General features: G+C 71.7%; 19 protein-coding genes. 14 read left to right on the forward strand and 5 right to left on the reverse strand.

From position 1 onward, the window contains the following. The first annotated feature begins 5 nt into the window (after positions 1 to 5). The 8 genes from ACIQK6_RS11870 to ACIQK6_RS11905 are packed head-to-tail and all read left to right on the forward strand — an operon-like array spanning position 6 to position 8,143. Positions 6 to 1,259: an ATP-grasp domain-containing protein gene (locus ACIQK6_RS11870; protein ID WP_329100169.1), complete on the forward strand. Its 1,254-nt coding sequence runs from the start codon at positions 6 to 8 to the stop codon at positions 1,257 to 1,259. Beyond that, the gene (ddaH, locus tag ACIQK6_RS11875; RefSeq protein WP_329100168.1) at positions 1,252 to 2,076 is read left to right on the forward strand and encodes a dimethylargininase; all 825 of its coding nucleotides are present in this window, start codon (positions 1,252 to 1,254) and stop codon (positions 2,074 to 2,076) included. The genes ACIQK6_RS11870 and ddaH overlap by 8 nt, the downstream gene beginning before the upstream one ends. Then, positions 2,073 to 2,408, forward strand: a complete 336-nt coding sequence (locus tag ACIQK6_RS11880) for a hypothetical protein (protein ID WP_329100167.1) — start codon at positions 2,073 to 2,075, stop codon at positions 2,406 to 2,408. The genes ddaH and ACIQK6_RS11880 overlap by 4 nt, the downstream gene beginning before the upstream one ends. Then, entirely contained in the window at positions 2,405 to 4,183 is a 1,779-nt protein-coding gene (locus ACIQK6_RS11885) for an ABC transporter substrate-binding protein (RefSeq protein WP_329100166.1), read from the forward strand. Before ACIQK6_RS11880 ends, ACIQK6_RS11885 begins: the two co-directional genes overlap by 4 nt. Next, the gene (locus ACIQK6_RS11890) at positions 4,183 to 4,686 is read left to right on the forward strand and encodes a YbaK/EbsC family protein (protein WP_329100165.1); all 504 of its coding nucleotides are present in this window, start codon (positions 4,183 to 4,185) and stop codon (positions 4,684 to 4,686) included. Before ACIQK6_RS11885 ends, ACIQK6_RS11890 begins: the two co-directional genes overlap by 1 nt. A gap of 5 nt (positions 4,687 to 4,691) precedes the next feature. After that, positions 4,692 to 5,954 (forward strand): ATP-grasp domain-containing protein, encoded by a 1,263-nt coding sequence (locus ACIQK6_RS11895; RefSeq protein WP_329100164.1) that lies wholly within the window; start codon positions 4,692 to 4,694, stop codon positions 5,952 to 5,954. Positions 5,955 to 5,990: 36 nt separating this feature from the next. After that, entirely contained in the window at positions 5,991 to 7,136 is a 1,146-nt protein-coding gene (locus ACIQK6_RS11900; RefSeq protein WP_329100163.1) for an FAD-dependent oxidoreductase, read from the forward strand. Between the two features lie 29 nt (positions 7,137 to 7,165). Then, a complete protein-coding gene (locus ACIQK6_RS11905) occupies positions 7,166 to 8,143 on the forward strand; it encodes an MmcQ/YjbR family DNA-binding protein (RefSeq protein WP_402694729.1) in 978 nt (325 codons plus the stop codon). 22 nt (positions 8,144 to 8,165) lie between these two features. On the opposite strand, the gene ACIQK6_RS11910 is transcribed toward ACIQK6_RS11905, so the two are convergent. Continuing rightward, positions 8,166 to 9,662, reverse strand: coding sequence for an NB-ARC domain-containing protein (locus ACIQK6_RS11910; RefSeq protein WP_329100161.1), 1,497 nt, complete (start codon positions 9,660 to 9,662; stop codon positions 8,166 to 8,168). Positions 9,663 to 9,836: 174 nt separating this feature from the next. Between ACIQK6_RS11910 and ACIQK6_RS11915 the strand changes: the two genes are divergently transcribed. Further along, positions 9,837 to 13,043: an AfsR/SARP family transcriptional regulator gene (locus ACIQK6_RS11915; RefSeq protein WP_402694730.1), complete on the forward strand. Its 3,207-nt coding sequence runs from the start codon at positions 9,837 to 9,839 to the stop codon at positions 13,041 to 13,043. A gap of 73 nt (positions 13,044 to 13,116) precedes the next feature. Here the strand turns inward: ACIQK6_RS11915 and ACIQK6_RS11920 are convergent, their stop codons facing one another. Next, positions 13,117 to 13,308, reverse strand: coding sequence for a hypothetical protein (locus tag ACIQK6_RS11920; protein WP_329100159.1), 192 nt, complete (start codon positions 13,306 to 13,308; stop codon positions 13,117 to 13,119). A gap of 85 nt (positions 13,309 to 13,393) precedes the next feature. Further along, on the reverse strand, positions 13,394 to 14,299 hold the full coding sequence (locus ACIQK6_RS11925; protein ID WP_329100158.1) for a hypothetical protein: 906 nt from the start codon (positions 14,297 to 14,299) through the stop codon (positions 13,394 to 13,396). Between the two features lie 196 nt (positions 14,300 to 14,495). Between ACIQK6_RS11925 and ACIQK6_RS11930 the strand changes: the two genes are divergently transcribed. Then, complete coding sequence (locus ACIQK6_RS11930; protein ID WP_329100157.1) at positions 14,496 to 15,044, forward strand: LysM domain-containing protein; 549 nt, start codon at positions 14,496 to 14,498, stop codon at positions 15,042 to 15,044. 66 nt (positions 15,045 to 15,110) lie between these two features. Here ACIQK6_RS11930 and ACIQK6_RS11935 read toward each other — a convergent pair whose 3' ends face one another. Next, complete coding sequence (locus ACIQK6_RS11935) at positions 15,111 to 15,818, reverse strand: DUF5324 family protein (RefSeq protein ID WP_329100156.1); 708 nt, start codon at positions 15,816 to 15,818, stop codon at positions 15,111 to 15,113. A 146-nt stretch (positions 15,819 to 15,964) separates the two neighbouring features. Between ACIQK6_RS11935 and ACIQK6_RS11940 the strand changes: the two genes are divergently transcribed. Both ACIQK6_RS11940 and ACIQK6_RS11945 read left to right on the forward strand, forming a co-directional pair. Then, complete coding sequence (locus tag ACIQK6_RS11940) at positions 15,965 to 16,492, forward strand: peptidylprolyl isomerase (protein ID WP_329100155.1); 528 nt, start codon at positions 15,965 to 15,967, stop codon at positions 16,490 to 16,492. 92 nt (positions 16,493 to 16,584) lie between these two features. Continuing rightward, positions 16,585 to 17,463: a rhomboid family intramembrane serine protease gene (locus ACIQK6_RS11945; RefSeq protein WP_402694731.1), complete on the forward strand. Its 879-nt coding sequence runs from the start codon at positions 16,585 to 16,587 to the stop codon at positions 17,461 to 17,463. Positions 17,464 to 17,578: 115 nt separating this feature from the next. Here the strand turns inward: ACIQK6_RS11945 and crgA are convergent, their stop codons facing one another. Continuing rightward, positions 17,579 to 17,833, reverse strand: coding sequence for a cell division protein CrgA (gene crgA, locus ACIQK6_RS11950; protein WP_266383019.1), 255 nt, complete (start codon positions 17,831 to 17,833; stop codon positions 17,579 to 17,581). Positions 17,834 to 17,924: 91 nt separating this feature from the next. Between crgA and ACIQK6_RS11955 the strand changes: the two genes are divergently transcribed. Together ACIQK6_RS11955 and ACIQK6_RS11960 are read left to right on the forward strand one after the other, a co-directional pair. Continuing rightward, positions 17,925 to 18,698 (forward strand): DUF881 domain-containing protein, encoded by a 774-nt coding sequence (locus ACIQK6_RS11955; protein WP_329100153.1) that lies wholly within the window; start codon positions 17,925 to 17,927, stop codon positions 18,696 to 18,698. Continuing rightward, positions 18,670 to 19,434, forward strand: a complete 765-nt coding sequence (locus tag ACIQK6_RS11960; RefSeq protein ID WP_329100152.1) for a class E sortase — start codon at positions 18,670 to 18,672, stop codon at positions 19,432 to 19,434. The genes ACIQK6_RS11955 and ACIQK6_RS11960 overlap by 29 nt, the downstream gene beginning before the upstream one ends. Positions 19,435 to 19,453: the final 19 nt, after the last annotated feature.

Below are 19,453 nucleotides of genomic sequence, written 5' to 3' on the forward strand. Positions count from 1 at the left end.
CACAGATGAAACTGCTCGCCATCGAGGCCAGCCAGAACGCCACCTACTACGTCTCGCGCTACCAGCAGATCGAGGCCCTCGGGGCCGAGGTCCACGTCCTCAACGGCATCGGCACCGAGGACTTCTGGCCCGCCGAGCGCTACCGGATGGCCGGCTCCAAGCAGATCGAGGACATCGTCACCGCCGCCAAGGTCTGGCACGCGGAGGAGGAGTTCGAGGGGGTCCTGACCTTCTCGGAGTCCGGGGTCGTCACGGTGGCGGTCGTCGCCGAAGCGCTCGGACTGCCGAGCATCGGCTTCGAAGCCGCCCGGACCAGCCGCAACAAGCTGCTGATGCGACAGGCCCACGAGCGCGGCAGCGCCGCGCACCCCGGCTTTCGCTACGCCCCCGACGTCGCGGCCGCCCTGGCGGCCGGTGAGGAGCTCGGCTACCCGCTGATCCTCAAGCCCACCCTGGGCGCCGCCAGCAACTTCGTGTTCAAGGTCGACGACCCCGAGGAGATGCGGGCCCGCTTCGCGGACGCCACCTCGGGCATCGAGACCATGACCTGGGCGCTGATGGAGGCCGACGGACTGGACCTCGGCCCGAACGGGATCATCGTCGAGGGCTACCTCGACGGCCACGAGCACCTCATCGAGGCGCTGGCCTGGGACGACGAGGTGTACCTCGGCTCCATCGTGGACCGGATCACCGTCGAGAGCGGGACCTTCGACGACGACGTCCACCACGCGCCGAGCTCCCTGACCCCCGAGCAGATCGCCGCGGTCCACGAGGTGGTCCGGGACGCGGCGCACGCCCAGGGACTGCGCCGGTCCGTGCTCCACGCCGAGGTGAGGTTCCACCAGGGCCGGCCCTTCATCCTGGAGATAGCGATCCGCCCCGGTGGCGGTGGTCTCGACCACATGGCGCGGATCAGCGCCGGCCACGACCCCATCCGGTGCGTGTCGGACGTGGCGCGCGGCATCCGGCCCGACGTCTCGCACTACGCGCCCACCGGTGTGCACACCGCCGCGATGTGCCTGATCAGCGGGGCCGGAACGGTCGAGTCCATCGAGGTGCCAACCGAGGTGGCCGAGGACCCCGCGCTGTTCTTCCTCAAGATCACGGCCACGGCGGGGACCGTCATCAAGCGCCCGCCGGCGGGCAACAACATCCTCGGCTTCATCGGCGCCACCGGGACCTCCCTGACCGAGGCACTGACCACCGCGCACGTCGCGGCCGGCCGCATCCGCACCGAGATGAGGCCGGAACATGGCTGAGACCCCGCGGCGCACGGCCACCCGGCGGCACTACCTGATGTGCCGGCCGACCCACTTCGAGGTGACCTACGCGATCAACCCGTGGATGAACCCCGAGAAGCCCATGGACGCCGCCCTGGCGCTCGCCCAGTGGGAGCGGATCCGGGACCTCTACCTCGGGTTCGGGCACGAGGTCTCCTCCATCGACCCGGTGCCGGGCCTGCCGGACATGGTGTTCTCCGCCAACGGCGCCACCGTGGTCGACGGCAAGGTGCTCATCGCGAAGTTCCGCCACCGGGAGCGCGCGGCCGAGGCCGACACCCACCGGGCCTGGTTCGAAGCCCGCGGCTACACCGACGTTCACGTCCCGCAGTACGTCAACGAGGGCGAGGGCGACTTCGTCCCCGCCGGCCGGCGGATCCTGGCCGGCGCGGGATTCCGCAGCGACCCCCGCGCGCACGAGGAGCTCCGTGAGTTCTTCGGCCTCCCGGTGGTCGGCCTGACCCTGACCGACCCGCGCTTCTACCACCTGGACACGGCGCTGTTCGTCCTCGACGAGGACCTGGTGGCGTACTACCCCGCCGCCTTCTCCGAAGAGAGCCGGGAGGTGCTGCGGGAGCTGTACCCCGACGCGATCCTCGCCACCCGTGAGGACGCCGACGCCTTCGGCCTGAACGCGGTGAGCGACGGACTGAACGTGGTGGTGACGGAGACCGCCACGCACCTGATCGACCGGCTGCGCGAACGCGGCTTCGCGGTGCACGCAGTGGACATGTCCGAACTGCTGAAGGCAGGTGGCGCGGTCAAATGCATCACTCAGGAGATACGACGCCCGTGATCGATTACGACGGCAGGAGTTTCCGCAACACCGGTTACCCGGCGGGCGAGGACGCCCCCGTCGGCCACTACCGCCAGGACGGCGACCTGCTCTGGGCCGACTTCGACGGAGGCGAGGTCCGCAGGGGCTCGCTCAACGGGCGCGTGGAGCCCGACGGGAACCTCGAATTCGCCTACACGATGGTCCTCGCGAACGGCGAGGTGGTCGCAGGACGGTGCTGGAGCACCCCCGAGTTCCTGGACGACGGACGGATCCGGCTCAACGAGCGCTGGGAGCGCTACGGAGCCCACTCGGACAGCGGCATATCCGCACTGGAGGAGGTACCGACATGACCCCGCCCACCACCCCGCTCCGCGGGGGCAGCGTGACCTGGGCCTGCACCAGCGGCTTCAGCCCGGTCTTCATCTTCCCCTTCACCCCGGGCGAGTACTACGGGGTGGCCAACCTGCACGAGTTCCAGACCCTGATGTACCGGCCGCTGTACTGGTACGGCACCGGCGGCCAGCCGACGGTCGACTACGAGCGCAGCCTCGCCGAGCCCCCCGAGTGGAGCGAGGACGGCCGCACGGCGACGATCACGGTCAAGCCCTACGCGTGGTCGAACGGCGAGAGCGTCACCGCCGACAACGTGATGCTGTGGATGCACCTCCTGGAGGCCGAGAAGGACGGCTTCGGCGGCTACACGCCGGGCTTCTTCCCGGACAACCTGACCGGCTACGAGAAGGTCGCCGAGGACAAGATCAGCTTCACCTTCGACCGTGCCTACTCGCACAACTGGGTGCTGATGAACCAGTTCAGCACCATCACCCCGCTGCCGAAGGCATGGGACCGCACCGCCGACGACCGGCCGGCCGACGCCACCCACGACCCGGCGCAGGCCTCCGCGGTCTACGCCTACCTGCGGGCCTGCAACGACGAGCGCAAGAGCTGGGACACCAGCCCCGTCTGGAGCGTGGTCAACGGACCCTGGAAGCTGAGCAGTTACACCATCGATGGCGTCTCGGGCGAGGCCGTCCTGGTACCGAACGAGACCTACTCCGGCCCCAACAAGCCCTACCTGGACGAGTTCCGGCTGGTGCCCACCGGCTCGGACACCGAGCAGTACGAGATGCTCCGCCGCGGCCCCGAGGCCCAAGGCGGCGTGCAGATCGGCTTCCTGCCCTTCGACGAGGTCACCGAGCCGGCCGAGGACCCGCTGGTCGGCGGACCCAACCCGCTCGGCGAGCACTACGACCTCGTCCCCCAACTCACTTACAAAATCCATTACTTCCCGATCAACTTCAACAACCCCACCGTTGCCGGAAAGATCTTCAAGCAGCTCTACTTCCGCCAGGCCCTGCAGTCCTGCCTCGACTCCCGGGGCGCCGTCCGCGACGTCTACAAGGGCTACGGCTACCCGACCACCGGGCCCATCCCGTCCCTGCCCGACAGCCCGCTGCTCTCGCCCGCCGCGCACGAGGACCCGTACCCCTTCGACGTGGCGGCGGCCCGCGCCTTCCTGACCGAGAACGGCTGGGACACCAGCACCACCCCGGCCACCTGCGTCCGCGAGGGCACCGGAGCGGGAGAAGCGGGCGAGGGCATCCCGGCCGGCACCCCGCTGCGGTTCTCGATGCGGTACGCCCAGGGGCACGAGACGCTGACCGCGGTCATGCGTAAATTCGCCGCCGACGCCGCCGGGGCGGGCATCGAGATCGTGTTGACCGAGGTCGAGGCGAGCGTCCTGGTCCTGGAGGACACCACCTGCACCCCGGGCCCCGACAGCCCCTGCTTGTGGGAGTTCAGCGACTGGAACGGCGGCTGGGGCTACGGACCCGGTTTCTACCCGACCGGTGAGGCGCTCTACTCGACCGGTTCCTCGGTGAACTTCGGCAGCTACAGCGACCCGAAGGCGGACGAGCTGATCGCCCGCACCGTGGTCAGCGACGACCTGGAGGACCTGTACGCCTACCAGGACTACATCGCGCAGCAGGTCCCGGTCATCTGGATGCCCAACTTCCCCTTCCGTCTGCTGGAAGTGGCCAAGGACCTGAGGGGCGTGGCTCCGATCAACCCCTTCGGACTGATCAACCCCGAGGACTGGCACTACGTCGGCGAGGTGCTCTGATGTACCAGCGGCTGATCGGCCTCCTCGACAGCAATCAGGCCCGCTACCGGCTGATCGACCATCCGGCCGAGGGCCGGACCGACCTGGCCAGCGTCCTGCGCGGCCACCCGCTGGAGCAGGCCGCCAAGTGCATCGTCGTCCGCGTGAGCATCACCAAGCGGGTCGGCAAGTACGTGCTCGCGGTGGTTCCCGGCGACCGGCAGGTCGACCTGGAGGCCGTCGGCGCACTGTTCGGCGGCGGGCGGACGGCGTTCGCCACGCCCGAGATCGCCGAGCGCCTGGCCGGCAGCGTCTGCGGCACGGTGATGCCGCTCAGCTTCCACCCCGATCTGCACCTCGTCGTCGACGAGGGCCTGATCCTCACCGAAGAGATCTATTTCAACGCGGCCCGCCTGGACCGCTCCGTGGCCCTGTCCACCCCCGACTACCTGGCCATCGCCCAGCCGCAGCTCGCGGCGATTGCGACGGCCGGCGACCGGGTCCTGACCCACTCTGCGAGGTGACGAAGATGACGGATGACGCCAAGACGACCGAAGACGGCGTGGTGATCCTGGTCGGCAGCGGACAGCGCGCCTACCGCGAGTACCTGCTCGCCGGCGCCGCCCGGCGCCGCCCGATCTGGATCCTGGACGCGACGGACCCTACCTGGCAGGAGCAGTACGTGCTCGGCTCCACCACGGTGGAACTGCTCGACCCGCAACGCCTGGTGCCCGACACGGAGGGACTGATCAGGGCCGCCGAGGCGGTGGCCGCCGAGCACCGCGTGGTCGGCGTGTTCAGCTACGACGAGACGCTCGTGGTGACGACCGCCCTGATAGCCGAGCGGCTCGGACTGCCGGGCCTGACCTCCCGCGGCGCCGACAACTGCCGCAACAAGCACCACACCCGGCAGCTGCTGACCGCCGCCGGACTGCCCCAGCCGCACTTCGCTTACGTGACCGACGCCGAGGCGGCCCTCGCCACGGCCGACTCCTTCGGCTACCCGGTCGTCCTCAAGCCCCGCGGCATGGGCGCGAGCATCGGCGTCATCCGGGTCGACGGCCCGGAGGGGGTGCGCGCCGCCTTCGAGGTCGCCGACGCCGCCAGCCGCGGCGGGAACAGCGACTACGAAGGCGGGGTGCTGGTCGAGGAGTGCGTCATGGGCCCCGAGATCAGCATCGACGGAGCGGTCTTCGACGGTGCCTGGACCCCGCTCTTCCTCGCGCACAAGGAAGTGGGCCTCGCGCCCTACTTCGAGGAGACCGGCCACGTGGTCAGCGCCACCGACCCGCTGCTCGCCGACGAGGAACTGCTCGGCGTCCTGCGGGACGCCCACCGGGAACTGGGCATCGGCTACGGGATCACCCACACGGAGGTCAAGCTCACCACCCGCGGCCCGGTGATCATCGAGGTGAACGCCCGCCTCGGCGGCGACCTCATTCCCTACCTCGGCAGCCTCGCCACCGGCGTGGAGCCTGGGGAGCTGGCCGCGGACGTGGCCGCAGGCGTCCGCCCCGAGTGGACCCCGACCGAGTCCCGCACCGTCGGGATCCGCTTCCTGTACCCGCCGCAGAACGGCACGGTCCGCTCGGTCGACGTACCCGCCCCCTGGGACGTACCGGGGCTGCTCGAGACGAACGTGATGGTGGCGCCCGGGGCGACGCTGCTGCTGCCGCCCGAGGGCTACCTCAGTCGCTACGCCAACCTGATCTGCGCCGGAGAGGACTTCCTGAGCTGCGAGGAGTCCCTCGCCAAGGCGGCCGCACTGACCACGATCGTCCTCGACAGCTGACCCGTCGGCCCAACGAAAACTGAAGGGAGGTGTGTGATGTCGACGAGGGTGACGGTAGTGGGCGGCGGAGTGATCGCCCTGCTCACGGCGGTCGAGTGCGTGCTCGACGGACACAAGGTCACGGTCGTGGACCAAGGCCCCATTCCGTACAGCAGAGCCACCTCTTTCGACCAGCACCGGATCCTGCGGGCCCTGCACCCGGCGGACCCGCAGGCCACGGCGGCCGCGCTGCGCGCGCACCGCCGCTGGGTCGAACTGGAGGAGCTGTTCCTGACGCGGTTCTACGAGCAGGTTGGCTCGCTCACCGTGCTGCCGCCCGCGGCCGCGAGGGACGCGGCGGCGATGCTCGCCGACGCCGGTGGCCACGCCAGGGAACTGACGGCGGCCGGCCTGGCCGACCGCTATCCGCACCTGCACGTGGGCGGCGGCCTCGGCGCGGTACTGGAGGACGAGGCGGGCGTGCTGCTCGCCGAACGGGTCCTCGCCGCCTGCGTCGGCTGGCTGAAGTGGCAGCGGGGCATCGAGCTGATCGAGCACCGGGCCGTGACCGCCGTCGACGGCGAGAGCGGCAGCGTACAGCTGGTGGACGGACGGGTGCTGCGCAGCGACGCGGTGCTCGTGGCCGTGGGCCCCTGGTCCCGGGACCTGCTGCCGCCGAGCATCTCCGAGCAACTGACCCTGTACCGGCAGTCCCTCCTGTACTGCCGGGTGCCCCGGCAGCAGTCGGGGGCCTGGGCGGCCACCCCGGCCGTACCGGCCCTGGGCACCGAGGGCGGGGCCTGGCTGATCCCGCCGGTGGCGGGCACGGCCCTCAAACTGACCTCGGCCACCGCCTGCCGGGTGGTGGACGCGATCACCGACCACGCCACCGACCCGTACTGGCAGCGCAAGCTGGAGAAGGAGTTCGGGGACGTCCTCCCCGGCTTCGGACCGGCCTGGGTCACCGCGGCCAAGGACGCCTACTACTCGGCCTTCTCGCCGACGGGCGGCCCGCTGCTGGTCGCCCTGGGCGGCGCGGGATTCGCCTACGCGGCCTGCGGTGGCACATCCTTCAAGTTCGCGCCGCTCATCGCACGGTCGCTGGCCGACCGGTTGATCGGCAGGACTCCGTCGCTGATCGGCCTCGGTGCGCTCGACGGGCCACCGCTGGACGTGCACACCCCGCAGCTCGCGGGACTGTGAGCGGCGGCCGGATGCGCAAGGAGCGTGCCGTGGCAACGGTGGACGACGTACGGCGGCTCGCGCTGGGCCTGCCGAGGACCGAGGAGCACCTGATCCGGGACCGGGTGAAGTTCCGGATCGGCAAGATCGTCTATCTCGCCCTGTCCCGGGACGAGAGCGAACTGGGCTTCGCCTTCCCCAAGGAGGAACGGGCGGTGCTGGTCGCCGCCGAGCCGCAGAAGTTCTTCCTGCCCAGGGAGTCCGATCTGCGCTTCAACTGGGTCGAGGCCCACCTCGGGGCCCTGGACGGGGCCGAGTTGACGGAGCTGGTCACCGAGGCCTGGTGCATGGTGGTGCCCGCGAAGGTCGCCCGCGCCCACCTGGACCCGCCGGCCGCGCCGCCGCTCCCGCCCGCGCCCTCCCTGGCCGAACTGCGTTCCTCGGCGGAGGTGTTCAACGGTTTCGCGGGCGTGGACCGGAGCTGGCGGGCGCTGCGCGAGGAGACCGGCGGTGCCCTCGACCTCTCGCTCCCCGCGCACCGCACGGCCCTGCACCGCTGGCTGAACTCCTGGGGCTGCCGCATCCGTTACCCGCGCGAGGGCGAGCCCGACACCTTCGGCGCGGGGCTCGCCGCATGGTGGGGGCGGCACGCGCTGGCGCACGCACCGCTGGCCCGGCTCACCCCGCGGGAGATCTCCCGGTTCGCCGCCGCCTACGAGGAACTGGCGGCGCTGCCGATCGGTCGGCGCAGCCTCGGCCCGACCGCCGCGGCCAAGGCGCTGTACGCACTGCGGCCCGACTCGGTCATGCCGTGGGACGCGGCCATCGCGGGGCGGTTGTACGGGGTCCGGGACGGGGCCGCCTTCGCCCGCCACCTGGAGCTCGGCCGGAACTGGGCGCGTACGGCGCTGGCGGAGGGCGGCGGTCTGGACGAGGCGGCCCTGTGCGCCGAGATCGGCCGGCCCGGGGTGTCCCTCGCCAAGGTCCTCGACGAGCACCTCTACGTGACGATCACCCACGCGGCCTGATCCGGCCCGACCGGCGGGCCCCCTACCTCGACGGCCGCACGTGCGCCTGACCCCGCGCCGCCGCGGGCGCGGACCCGGGCGCGGACCCGGGCGCCGGGTCCTCCTCCGTCGGGTCCGGCTGGGTCAGCGCGTACGCCCGGGCCATCGGCGTCAGTCCGTACTGCCCCGGCAGGTCGGAGTGGTCGAGCAGGCCCGCGTCGAGGAGCCGTTCGAGGAGGTCCTCCACCGGCTGGGCGGACCGCTCGACCAGCACGGCGAGCGCGTCCGCGGACTCGTACACCACGTTGTCCACGGAGGGCGGGTTGTCGGATCCGGCGAACTGGCGCAGCATCAGCCGCGCCCACGGGGTCAGCAGCCGGTAGGCGCTGTCGAGGCGGTTGCTGAGCGCGTCGTCCCCGATCTGCAGCCGGGCCAGGAAGCGGCCGGGTGCCGGCTGCGCGCCCCTCCCGCCCGGTCCGCCCGGCCCGTCCCCGAGCAGTTCGGACACGGAGTCCTGGAGCATCCACTCGGGGCGGGCCGCGATGCGCCGGCCGGCCAGGTTGAGGGCCAGCGGGAGGTCCCCGCAGGCGTCGGCGAGGCGCAGGCAGGCGCGCGGCTCGCCGCCGACCCGGTCACCGCCGAGGAGCTGGGCGAGCAGCTCCATCGACTCGTCGCGGTCCAGCGCGGGGAGCCGGATCCGGCCAATTCCGTCGAGGCCCAGTAGCCGCGATCGGCTAGTGATGATGATGCGGCTCTCGGGCGCCGCGACGAGTAGTTCCCGGATCTGCCGCTCGTGTTGGACGCCGTCCAGCACCACGAGCAGCCGCCGCCGGTTCAGGAGCGATCGGTACAAGCCAATTCTCTGACCGGGATCGTTCGGGATCCGGTCGGTCGGGATGCCGAGCGCCTCCAGGAAACCGCCCGCGATTCCGGCGGCGTCCTTGCGTCCGTCCGCGGCCGGATCGAGGTTCGCGTAGAGCTGCCCGTCGGGCAGGTTCACGGCGAGTTCGTGGGCGAGCCGCAGGGCGAAGGCCGTCTTGCCCACGCCCACCTGACCGCTGATCACCAAGGGTGCCGCGGGGCGTTGCTCGCCGTACGAGGGGGCGGTCAGGGACCGGGCCCGCTGGAGCAGCTCACGCCGTCCCACCAGGGGACGGGCCTCCATCGGAAGCTGTGACGGGGGCGGCAGCACGGCGCGCACGTCGGCCGCGCGCAGCTCGTTCTCCTGGTGCTGCTGCACGGCTTTGACCGCCGGACGGGCGCCCGCGTCGTCCCCGTCGGCCCGTGCCGCCTCGTGCCAGCGGCGCTCCCAGCTGGCGCGGTCACCGCCGCAGGCCTCGGCGAAGGCGAGGGCCACCTGAAGCGTCGGGAGGCGGTATCCGGCGGCCGCGTCGGAGAGCACGGACGCGGAGAACATGGCACGGGTGGCCATGTCGCGGTAGCCGGGACTGCCGGCCGCGGTCCGCAGCCTGCGCAACTCCCGGGCGAACGCGGTGACTGGTCCGGCATCGGGGGCCAGCGGTCTCTCCAGTCTTCCCACAGCCTGCTCCTTCGGTACTCGCTCGGTGTGCCGCCTGCTCCGGGCCGCCCATGAACTGTCCGTGTCGCCCTTCCTGATCTGCTACCGGATGCTTACCGCGTGCTAGCAGTAACCCCTATGATCCGGCTGACATGACCTGGCCAGGGGTCTTGTTCACTTGGGGGTGGATGTCCGATGCCGGGGGCGGATGGGGAGTCCGGGGAGAGACGAAGCGCGGATCCTGCGGGGGGCAGGCTGCGCTTCAACGTGCTCGGATCGCTTGAGGGGTGGTTCGGAGAGGTCCGGCTGAGGCTGGGGGGAGCGATCCAGGAACGGGTCCTGTGCGTGCTCCTGCTCGAGGCCGGCCGGGTGGTGCCCGTGGCCCGACTCGTCGAGGCGACCTGGGAGAAGGACCCGCCGGTGACCGCCTCGCACCAGGTCCGCAAGGCCGTCGCCGACCTGCGGCGGCGCATACCCACCGGCACCGAGGTGATCGCCACCGACGGGCCGGGATACCGCGTGGTGGTGGCGGACGACCAGGTCGACCTCCTGGAGTTCGACGCCCTGACCAGGGCGGCCGGCCAGGCGCTGCGGGAAGGCGGGCGGTCCGCGGCCGCCGAGGCACTGCGGGCCGCCCTCGCGCTGTGGCGGGGATCGGTCCTGTCCGGCACCGGCGGACCGGTGATCGAGGCCGCGGCGACTGCGCTGGAGGAGCGCCGGCTGGCCGCCGCCGAGCAGTTCTTCGACCTGTGCCTCGCACTGGGCGAGAGCGGAGAGCTCATCTCGGGCCTGCGTGCGCTGATCACCCAGCACCCGCTGCGGGAGACGCTGCGCGGCCAGTTGATGCTGGCCCTGTACCGCTCCGGTCGGCAGGCCGAGGCGCTCAAGGAGTACGGGGAGGTCCGCGAGCTGCTCGTGGACGAGCTCGGGATCGACCCCGGCCCCCGGCTGGCCAAGCTGTACGAGGCGATCCTGCGGGACAGCCCCGAGCTGGCCGCGCCTGAGCGGCCGGCGCCGGTGGCCGTGGCGCCCGTACGTCCGGTGCCCGAGCCGGCGGCCCCCGCCGAGCCGCTGCCCGAACCGGCCGTTCCGGTGACCGTGCCGTCCGAGGGCGGGGCCCCCGAGGCCCCGTCCCGCACGGAAGCGGACCGGGAGGGGGAGACCGGAACGCGCACCGGGCCGGCGGACGCCCCGTGCACCCTGCCGTACGACCTGCCCGACTTCACCGGCCGTGCCAAGGAGCTCGCCGAGCTCTTCGACTACGTGCAGGACGAGGGCCGGGGCGGCGAGCGGTACGCCCGGATCGTGGCCATCGACGGCATGGGCGGCATGGGCAAGACCACCTTGGCCGTGCGCGCCGCGCACCGGCTGGCCGGCCGGTATCCCGACGGGCAGCTCCACATCGACCTGCACGGATTCACCCCGGGCCGCGAGCCCGTGACGCCCACCGCCGCGCTCGACGGCCTGTTGCGGACCCTCGGTACTCCGGGCGACCGGATTCCCGAGGACCTGGAGGGGCGCACCGCCCTGTGGCGGTCGAAGCTGGACGGCCGGCAGATGTTGCTCCTGTTCGACAACGCGGTCGACGCGGCGCAGATCAGGCCCTTGCTGCCGGCCTCGCCCGGCTCCCTCGCCCTGATCACCAGCCGCGGGCGGCTGCTGGACCTCGACGGCGTCGAGTGGGTGTCCATCGGGATGATGGAGCCCGAGGACAGCACCAGCCTGATGGCGGAGACCCTCGGTACCACCCGGGTGGCCGCCGAGCCGGCGGCCTCCGCCGAACTGGCCGAGCTGTGCGGGCACCTGCCGCTGGCGCTGCGGATCGCGACCGCCCGGTTGCGCAACAGGCCGCGCTGGACGGTGCGCTATCTGGTCGAGCGGCTGCGCGACGAGAAACGCCGGATGGACGAACTGAGTTCGGGAGAGCGCAGCGTCGCGGCGACCCTGCGGCTGTCGTACCTGGCGATGGACGAGGAGTACCGGACCGCGTTCCGCATCCTCAGCCTGTACCCGTGCGCCGGGACGGACGTCCATTCGGCGGCGGCGCTCCTCGGCACGACCGTCCGGGACGCCGAGGACGCCCTGGAGTTCCTGCTCGACGTCCATCTGGTCCAGCAGCCCGACATCGGCCTCTACACCTTCCACGACCTGGTGCGCAGTTTCGCCCAGAGCCTGCGGGGGCCGGCGACGGCGGACGACGACGCGGCGGCGGTCGAGCGGCTGCTCGGCTACTACCTGACGGCGTCGAACACGGCCTGCGAGGTGCTCTTCCCGGGTCGGGAGCGCCGGCCCACCGGCATCGCGCCCTACCGGGGCGAGCTGCCGTCCCTCAGGGACGCCGAGCAGTCCGTGCGGTGGTTCCACCGCGAGCAGGCGGGACTGCTCGCGGCCGTGTCGCTCGCCGAGCGGTCCGGCCACGACCGGTACGCGGCCTGCCTGAGCCGCAACGTCGGCTTCCACCTGCACACGCACGGTCAGCTCGACGAGTTCTGGAGCGTCGGGCACCTCGCGGTGGCCGCCGCCCGCCGGCTCGACGATCCGGCGCTCCTCGGCATCAGCCTGGCCAACTTGGGCGCGGCCTGCTGGAAGCTGGGCCGCTTCGAGGAAGGGCTGGAGGTGGCCGCCGAGGCCCGCGACACGGCGATCCGTGCCGGGGACCGGCACACCGAGGCGCACAGCGAGTCGACCCTCGGGCTGCTGATGTCGATGCTCGGGAGGTACGGGGAGGCCCTCCCGCTCCTGGAGCGGTCCGTGGCCGTCGCCCGGGAACTGGGCAATCTGCGGGCGGAGTCGGAGAGCCTGACCACCCTCAGCACGCTGTACGAGCGGTGGGGACGCTATCCGGAGGCGGCCGCCGCCGCCGGCCGGGCGATCGAGATCGACCGCGGCCTCGGCTACCGCGGCAACGAGATCGTGGCCCTGACCGATCTGGCCTTCGCGCAGGTGGGCCTCGGCGAGTACCCGGAGGCGGAGGCCAGTCTCCAGCGCGCCCGCGACCTGTGCGACGAGACCCGGTCGCCCGGAGACGTCGCCCTGCTGCTCGCGCTGTCCGCCCGGGTCGCGCACGAGCGGGGCGACGGCCCGCAGGCGCGCGCGTTCGCGGAGCGCTCCCTGACCCTCGGCCGCACCAGCGGCGCGCCGATCCGGCTCGCGAAGGTCGAGAACGTCCTCGGCCGGCTCCACCTGCTCTGGGGGGAGCACGAGGTGGCCCTGGCCCTGCACGCACACGCCCACAAGATCGCGGAACCGATGAGCTTCCGTGCCGAGGAGGCGTCCGCGCTGGTGGGCATGGCCCGTGCGGCCGATGCGCTCGGGGACGTCCCGGCCGCGGCCGGATACCGCGCTGCCGCCGAGGGATTATTCGATTTCATGAGCCTGCCGGCGTCCCGCCGGACGTACTGACCGCGCACGGGAAGTGCCCCGCACCGGATTCCGGTGCGGGGCACTTCGCCGTCGTGCGGGGCGGGCGGCCGGTCTACCGGGGGGACGGGACCGAGGTCGGGGTCGGGGTCGGGGCCGGGGGAGCGATCCCCGGACCCTTGTCGTCCGCCAGCACCTGGTAGCCGGAGGGCTGACCGGCGTCCACCGGGCCGCTGACCGTCACACCGACTCCGATCGCCAGAGCCGCCGCGATGATCCCGATCAGTCCAGCCAGCTTGCTGCGCATGTGTGGAACCCCCTGGTGTGTACCCGGTGCGGCTGCCGTGTGGTGTGGTGGCCGCTCTCGACAGGACACAGACTGGCCGCAGCTCTTACCGGTCCGTTCCCCTCTCGATACCGCCCGTGGTCGCGCTGCGGGAACGGCCGTTACCGGCCTGTTCCCGGTCCGGTTCCGTGGCCGCCGCGATCCGTGATCCCCGGGCGCTGACCAGCACGTCCGTCCGCGTGGTGCCCGATTCGTACCCGGCCAGATCCAGCAGGGCCCGTACCGTCGCGCGGATGCCGGCCTGCTCCGCGTCGTGGAGCGGCGGCGCCGTTCCCTCGGGGGCGATGTCGGCGACCAGGTGCATGCCGTCGACGGTCAGCGTCTCCACCCTGAACTTGGCTCCGGTCAACAGCTCTTCGACGAGATAGGGCGCCGAGTGCCGGGCGGTGAGGGCCTGTTCGGCCCACCGGTCCAGTGCGGGCCGGTCGTGTACCGGAACGGTCCACCAACACCCGGACTTGTCGGCCGATTTGATGACCACGGGCAGGGGGAAGTCCTCCGCCAGCGAGCACGCCTCGGGGACGGACCGGGCCTCCTCGGCACGTACCGCGGAGGTCCGGCTCTCATTGAGGATCCGCCGGATCGCCACCGCGTCCGGCAGCCCGCGGGCCGGCTTCCCGCTGTTCGCGGACAGCTCCCGCAGCACCTCCTCGGCGGCGGCCGCGGCCCCGCTGCCGAGGCCCCTTTCGAGATCGCTCGCGAGGTAGAGGACCTGCCCGATCCCGTGTTCGACGACGGTGTCCGTCAGCAGGGCGCGCAGCGCGGCCGGGTCGGCGAAGTCCACCCGGAGGAGCCGTTGCGGCGGCAGCTCCGCCGGAAGCGGTGCGTCCGTCGGGCGGGGTCCGGGATCGGACACCACCCATACGTCCAGGCCCGCCACGATCGCGGCGCTCACGAGCCCGGGTCCGGGCCTGACCAGCACTACCCGCTCCGCGGCCTGTCTGATGATCACAGAAATCTCCTCCATCGTGTCCCACGAGGGTGGCGCCGGTCCTTCCCGGTCCCTTCCCGCCGCGTTCCCGCCCGGGCCGTGACCCGGTCCGAGCGTCCCCCGGACGGCCCCGTCGCAGGGCCGCCCGGCGCCCCGTGCAGGACAGTGGAAGGAGGTACCGATCCCGGGGGGAGCATCACGCCGGAGGCGTACAGACATGGGACTCTTCGACTTCCTGAAGCCCGACAAGAAGAAGGCGCACGACGCCGCCGAGAAGGCGGAGGAGCAGGTGCAGCAGCAGGCCGGCGAGGGCAGGAGGCCCTCCTCGGGTTCGGCGGCCGACGCCGCCTCGGCCACCCGGGCCACCGCCGAGCGCATGGCGGCGGCCGCGCCGCCGAGGCCCCTGCCCGCGACTCCGACCCCCACCCCCACGTCCGCCGCGCACAAGGCCGTTCCCGCCGCCCCCAAGCCGACCGTGATGCCGAAGCCCGCGGCCTCCTCCGCCGCCGCGCCGGGCGCCATGCACACGCCCACCCCGCACTCGGCCGCGCACAAGGCGGTACCGGCGGCCCCGATGCGGGGGGCCGGGCCCACCGCCAAGAAGCGCACGTACACCGTCAAGCCCGGCGACTCGCTTCAGGAGATCGCCCGCCACGAGCTCGGCAACGAGGCCCGCTGGCGCGAGCTCTACGCGATGAACCGGGGTGCCGTCGGCCCCAACCCCGACCTCGTCCGCCCGGGCACGGTCCTCACCCTCCCCGGCTGACGCCCGGCGGGCGCGGAAGGGGCCCGGATCCCGTCACCAGGATCCGGGCCCCTTCGCGTGCGCCGCTCAGAGCTGCTTGTCGTCGGGGCCGGACTCGGCCTCGCGCTCCTTCTCCGCCAGCTCCTCGTCGAAGCCGGACGGCGCCGCGTCGCGTGCCGACAGCTCGGTGGCCGCCGGCGGTTCGACGAGCCAGTCCGGATTCGACTGCTGGTCCCACCACCGCCACACCGCGTAGGCGGCGCACGCCAGCACGCCGACCAGCGCGACACCGCGCAGGATCTTCCCGTTGCGCGCGTGCCGCTCGCGGCGCCGGACGAGCTTCTGTACTTCCTTGGCCGTCACCTGGCCGCGCAGCGCCGCGAACGCCGCCGTCGACCGGGACGCGGCCTCCTCGGCCACCGGAGTGGCGGCCGCGATCGCGCTCTCGATCTTCGGCTGGGTGTATTCGGCGGCCTGCCGCGCCGCTTGGCGCGCCTGTGTCGCCGCCCGGTCGACGGGGGGCGGTACATGGGCCCGCGCCGCCTTGAGCCGGGGTTGCAGATGGCAGTCGTAGGTCGTGCGGGCGTGCTGGGCGGCACTGGTCGCTGCGTACGACATCTTGGGTGCCAGCCGCTCGTTCGCTTCCTGGGCGTAGTGCACTGCGGCTTCCTTGGCGGATTCCGCGTACGGTGCCACCACTTCCGTCGCGTGCCGCACGCTCTCCCTGGCGCTCTCGGCTGCCAGGCGCATGCTCTCCTTGCCGGTCACGGGATCCTCCTCCTCGGTGGCGGACACAGTTCACCTTTCCACCCTTTGTCGGATCATGCCTGCCATATCGCTGACAGGCATGCGCGACAGGGCATACGGGTGGAGGATTTCAGTGCCGCGGAGCGCTCCGTGCGACCATCTGGACCGACAGTGATGACTATGGAAGGCAGATCGTGGCCGAGAAGCTCTACGCCACCTTGAAGACGACCCACGGCGACATCGAGATCGAGCTGCTGGAGAACTTCGCTCCGAAGACCGTGCGGAACTTCGTCGAGCTCGCCACGGGCGCCCGGGAATGGACCCGCCCCACCGACGGCCAGAAGACCACGGACCCGCTGTACGACGGCACCGTCTTCCACCGCGTCATCAGCGGCTTCATGATCCAGGGCGGCGACCCGCTCGGCAACGGCACCGGCGGCCCCGGCTACCGCTTCGCGGACGAGTTCCACCCCGACCTGGCCTTCACCAAGCCCTTCCTGCTCGCCATGGCCAACGCCGGCCCGGGCACCAACGGCTCGCAGTTCTTCATCACCGTCGCCCCCACCGCCTGGCTGACGCGCAAGCACACCATCTTCGGCGAGGTGACCGACCCGGCCAGCCAGAAGGTCGTGCAGACCATCGCCGCCGGCGCCACCAACCCGCGCACCTCGCGCCCCCTGGACGACGTGATCATCCAGTCCGTGGTCGTCGAGAGGCGCTGACGCCGGGAACCTTTCGGCCCCGCCCGTCCGTAGTCGATACGTACCGGACCGGTGGGGCGCACCCGCCGCCCCGCCGCTGACCTAGGGAACCGATGGACACCGACCGTCTGCCGGGCTGCTACCGCCACCCGGACCGCGACACGGGGATCAGCTGCACCCGCTGCGAGCGCCCCATCTGCCCGGAGTGCATGATCAGCGCTTCGGTCGGCTTCCAGTGTCCCGAGTGCGTCCGCGCGGGCTCCGGTACCGGGCACCACCCGACCGCCAACGCGCCGCGCACGGTCGCGGGCGGGGTGGTCGCCGCCGATCCCCACCTGGTCACCAAGATCCTCATCGGGATCAACGTCCTGGTGTTCCTGGCGGCGCTCCCCTCCCCGGCGCTCGCGGACCAGCTCGTGCTGATCGGCGGCCGGTACGCGGAGTACCTGGGCGGCTCGGTCCACGGGGTCGCCTCGGGCGAGTACTACCGGCTGCTGACCTCGGTGTTCCTGCACGTCCAGTGGTGGCACATCGTCGGCAACATGATCGGGCTGTGGGTCATCGGCGGACCGCTGGAAGCGGCGCTGGGCCGGGTCCGCTATCTCGCGGTCTTCCTGCTCTCGGGCCTGGGCGGCAGCGCGCTCGTCTATCTGCTGAGCGAGCCGTACGTCCGGACCCTGGGCGCCTCCGGCGCCGTCTTCGGTCTGCTCGGCGCCACCGTCGTCCTGGCGAAGCGGCTGCGCTACGAGATGCGGCCGGTGATCGTCATGGTCGTGCTGATGCTGGTGCTGACCTTCGTACCGCTCACGGGCGCGCTCACGGTGTCCTGGCAGGCCCATGTGGGCGGCCTGGTCACCGGAGCGCTGGTGGGTCTGGGCATGCTCATGCCGCCCGCCGGCCGCCATCGCGCACTCGTCCAGTGGGGCACCTGCGCGATGGTCTTCCTGCTGGCCGCGATGGTGATCCTGCTCCGCACCGCGGAACTCACCTGATCACACCGGCGTCAACTCTCCACAGGGTTATCCACAGATCTTCTGTCTTTTCCTCAGGTGTGGATGACGCTGTGGATAACTCCTGGGGAGAGCTTCCATCAGGGGCTGTCGGGTGCTACTTCCACTGCGTGGATACGCCGAATCCGGCAGCGATAAAGCCGAAACCGACCACGATGTTCCAATTGCCCAGCGACTCGATCGGCAGCTGGGTCTCGGTCACGTAGAAAACGACGATCCACGCGAGTCCGATCAGGAAGAACGCCAGCATGACCGGGGCGACCCAGCTGCGATTCGTGAGCCGGATGTTCTGCGGCTGCCGCGAGGGCGGCGGCGTGTAGTCGTCCTTCTTGCGGATACGTGACTTCGGCACGAGGGGCTCTCCTGTCGATGCGCTGGGGACCTTGCCTGCCCCGGGCGTCCGTTAGCGTAGTGGACCTGTGGCGTTGAAGGAGAAGGGTACGTTGAGCAATTCAGACGACTCCTCCGCGGGTCCCCGTCGCCGGGCCAGGCCGGTCCGGCTACTGACGGCCGCCGTCTTCGCCCTGGCCGGGCTGCTCTTCGTCACCAGTTTCAACACCTCCAAGGGTACGAACATCCGGACGGACGCATCCCTCCTGAAGCTGTCGGACCTCATCAAGGAGCGCAGCCAGGACAACGCGGCACTGGAGCAGAGCACCGCCGCCGTGCGCAGCCGGGTGGACACCCTCGCCGAGCGTGACGACGGCAGGACCAAGGCGGAGGACGCCAAGCTGGCCGCCCTGCGCGCCGCCTCCGGCACCGAGGAGCTGACCGGCAAGGGCCTGACGGTCACCCTCAACGACGCCCCGCCGAACGCCACCGCCCGCATCCCCAACGTGCCCGAGCCGCAGCCCAACGACCTGGTGATCCACCAGCAGGACCTCCAAGCCGTGGTCAACGCGCTCTGGCAGGGCGGCGCCCAGGGCATCCAGGTCATGGACCAGCGACTGATCTCCACCAGCGCGGTCCGCTGCGTGGGCAACACCCTGATCCTCCAGGGTCGGGTCTACTCGCCGCCGTACAAGATCTCGGCCGTCGGCGATCCGGCCACGATGAAGAAGGCCCTCGCCGCCTCCCCGGCCCTGCAGAACTACCAGCTCTACGTGAACGCCTACGGGCTCGGCTGGAAAGTGGACGAGCACAAGGCGCTGACACTTCCCGGCTACTCCGGCACAGTGGACCTCCACTATGCGAAGCCGGTGGCGCCCACCCCGTGATCGGGTCCGTCCTGACGTCGTACTGCGCCTGGTGGTACGGACGTTCAGCGAGGTGTGCCTGACGGCGGGCACCCTCATCGTGCTCTTCGTCGCCTACGTCCTGCTGTGGACCGGGGTCAAGGCCGACCGGGCCATGGACGGGGAGATGGACCGGATGCGCGACCGCTGGGCGGCCGTCCCGGCCGCGGCCCCCGCTCCCGCCCCGGCGCCGCAGCCGGCGCCGTCGCAGACCCCGTCGGCGGCCCCGGCGCAGCCCGAGCGCCACCCGGCCGGCCGGGCCTTCGCCGAGATGTACGTCCCGCGCTTCGGCCCGGACTGGGTCAAGCCCGTCCTGGAGGGAACCGACCCCGAACTGCTGAAGAAGGGGCTCGGCCACTACGCCGCCACCGCGCCCCTCGGCGCCGTCGGGAACTTCTCGGTGGCCGGCCACCGCCGCACCTACGGGGACCCCTTCAAGGACTTCCCGCGCTTGCGCCCGGGCGACGAGGTGATCCTCAAGGACGCGAGCACCTGGTACACGTACACGCTCCGGTCCGCCCCCCTGCGCACCCTGCCCACCGACGTCGCCGTGGTCGACCCGGTCCCGGAGAAATCGCCGTTCCGGGCGCCCGGCCGCTATCTGACGCTGACGACCTGCGAGCCGGAATGGGGGCACAGTCATCGGCTGGTCGTCTGGGCGGAACTGACCGGAACCCTCCCCGCGTCCCGGGGGAGGCCGGAGGGTTTGTCCGGGTGACCCACCCTTTCGGGCCGCT

It is taken from the genome of Streptomyces sp. NPDC091682, from assembly GCF_044756625.1.
Classification (GTDB): domain Bacteria; phylum Actinomycetota; class Actinomycetes; order Streptomycetales; family Streptomycetaceae; genus Streptomyces.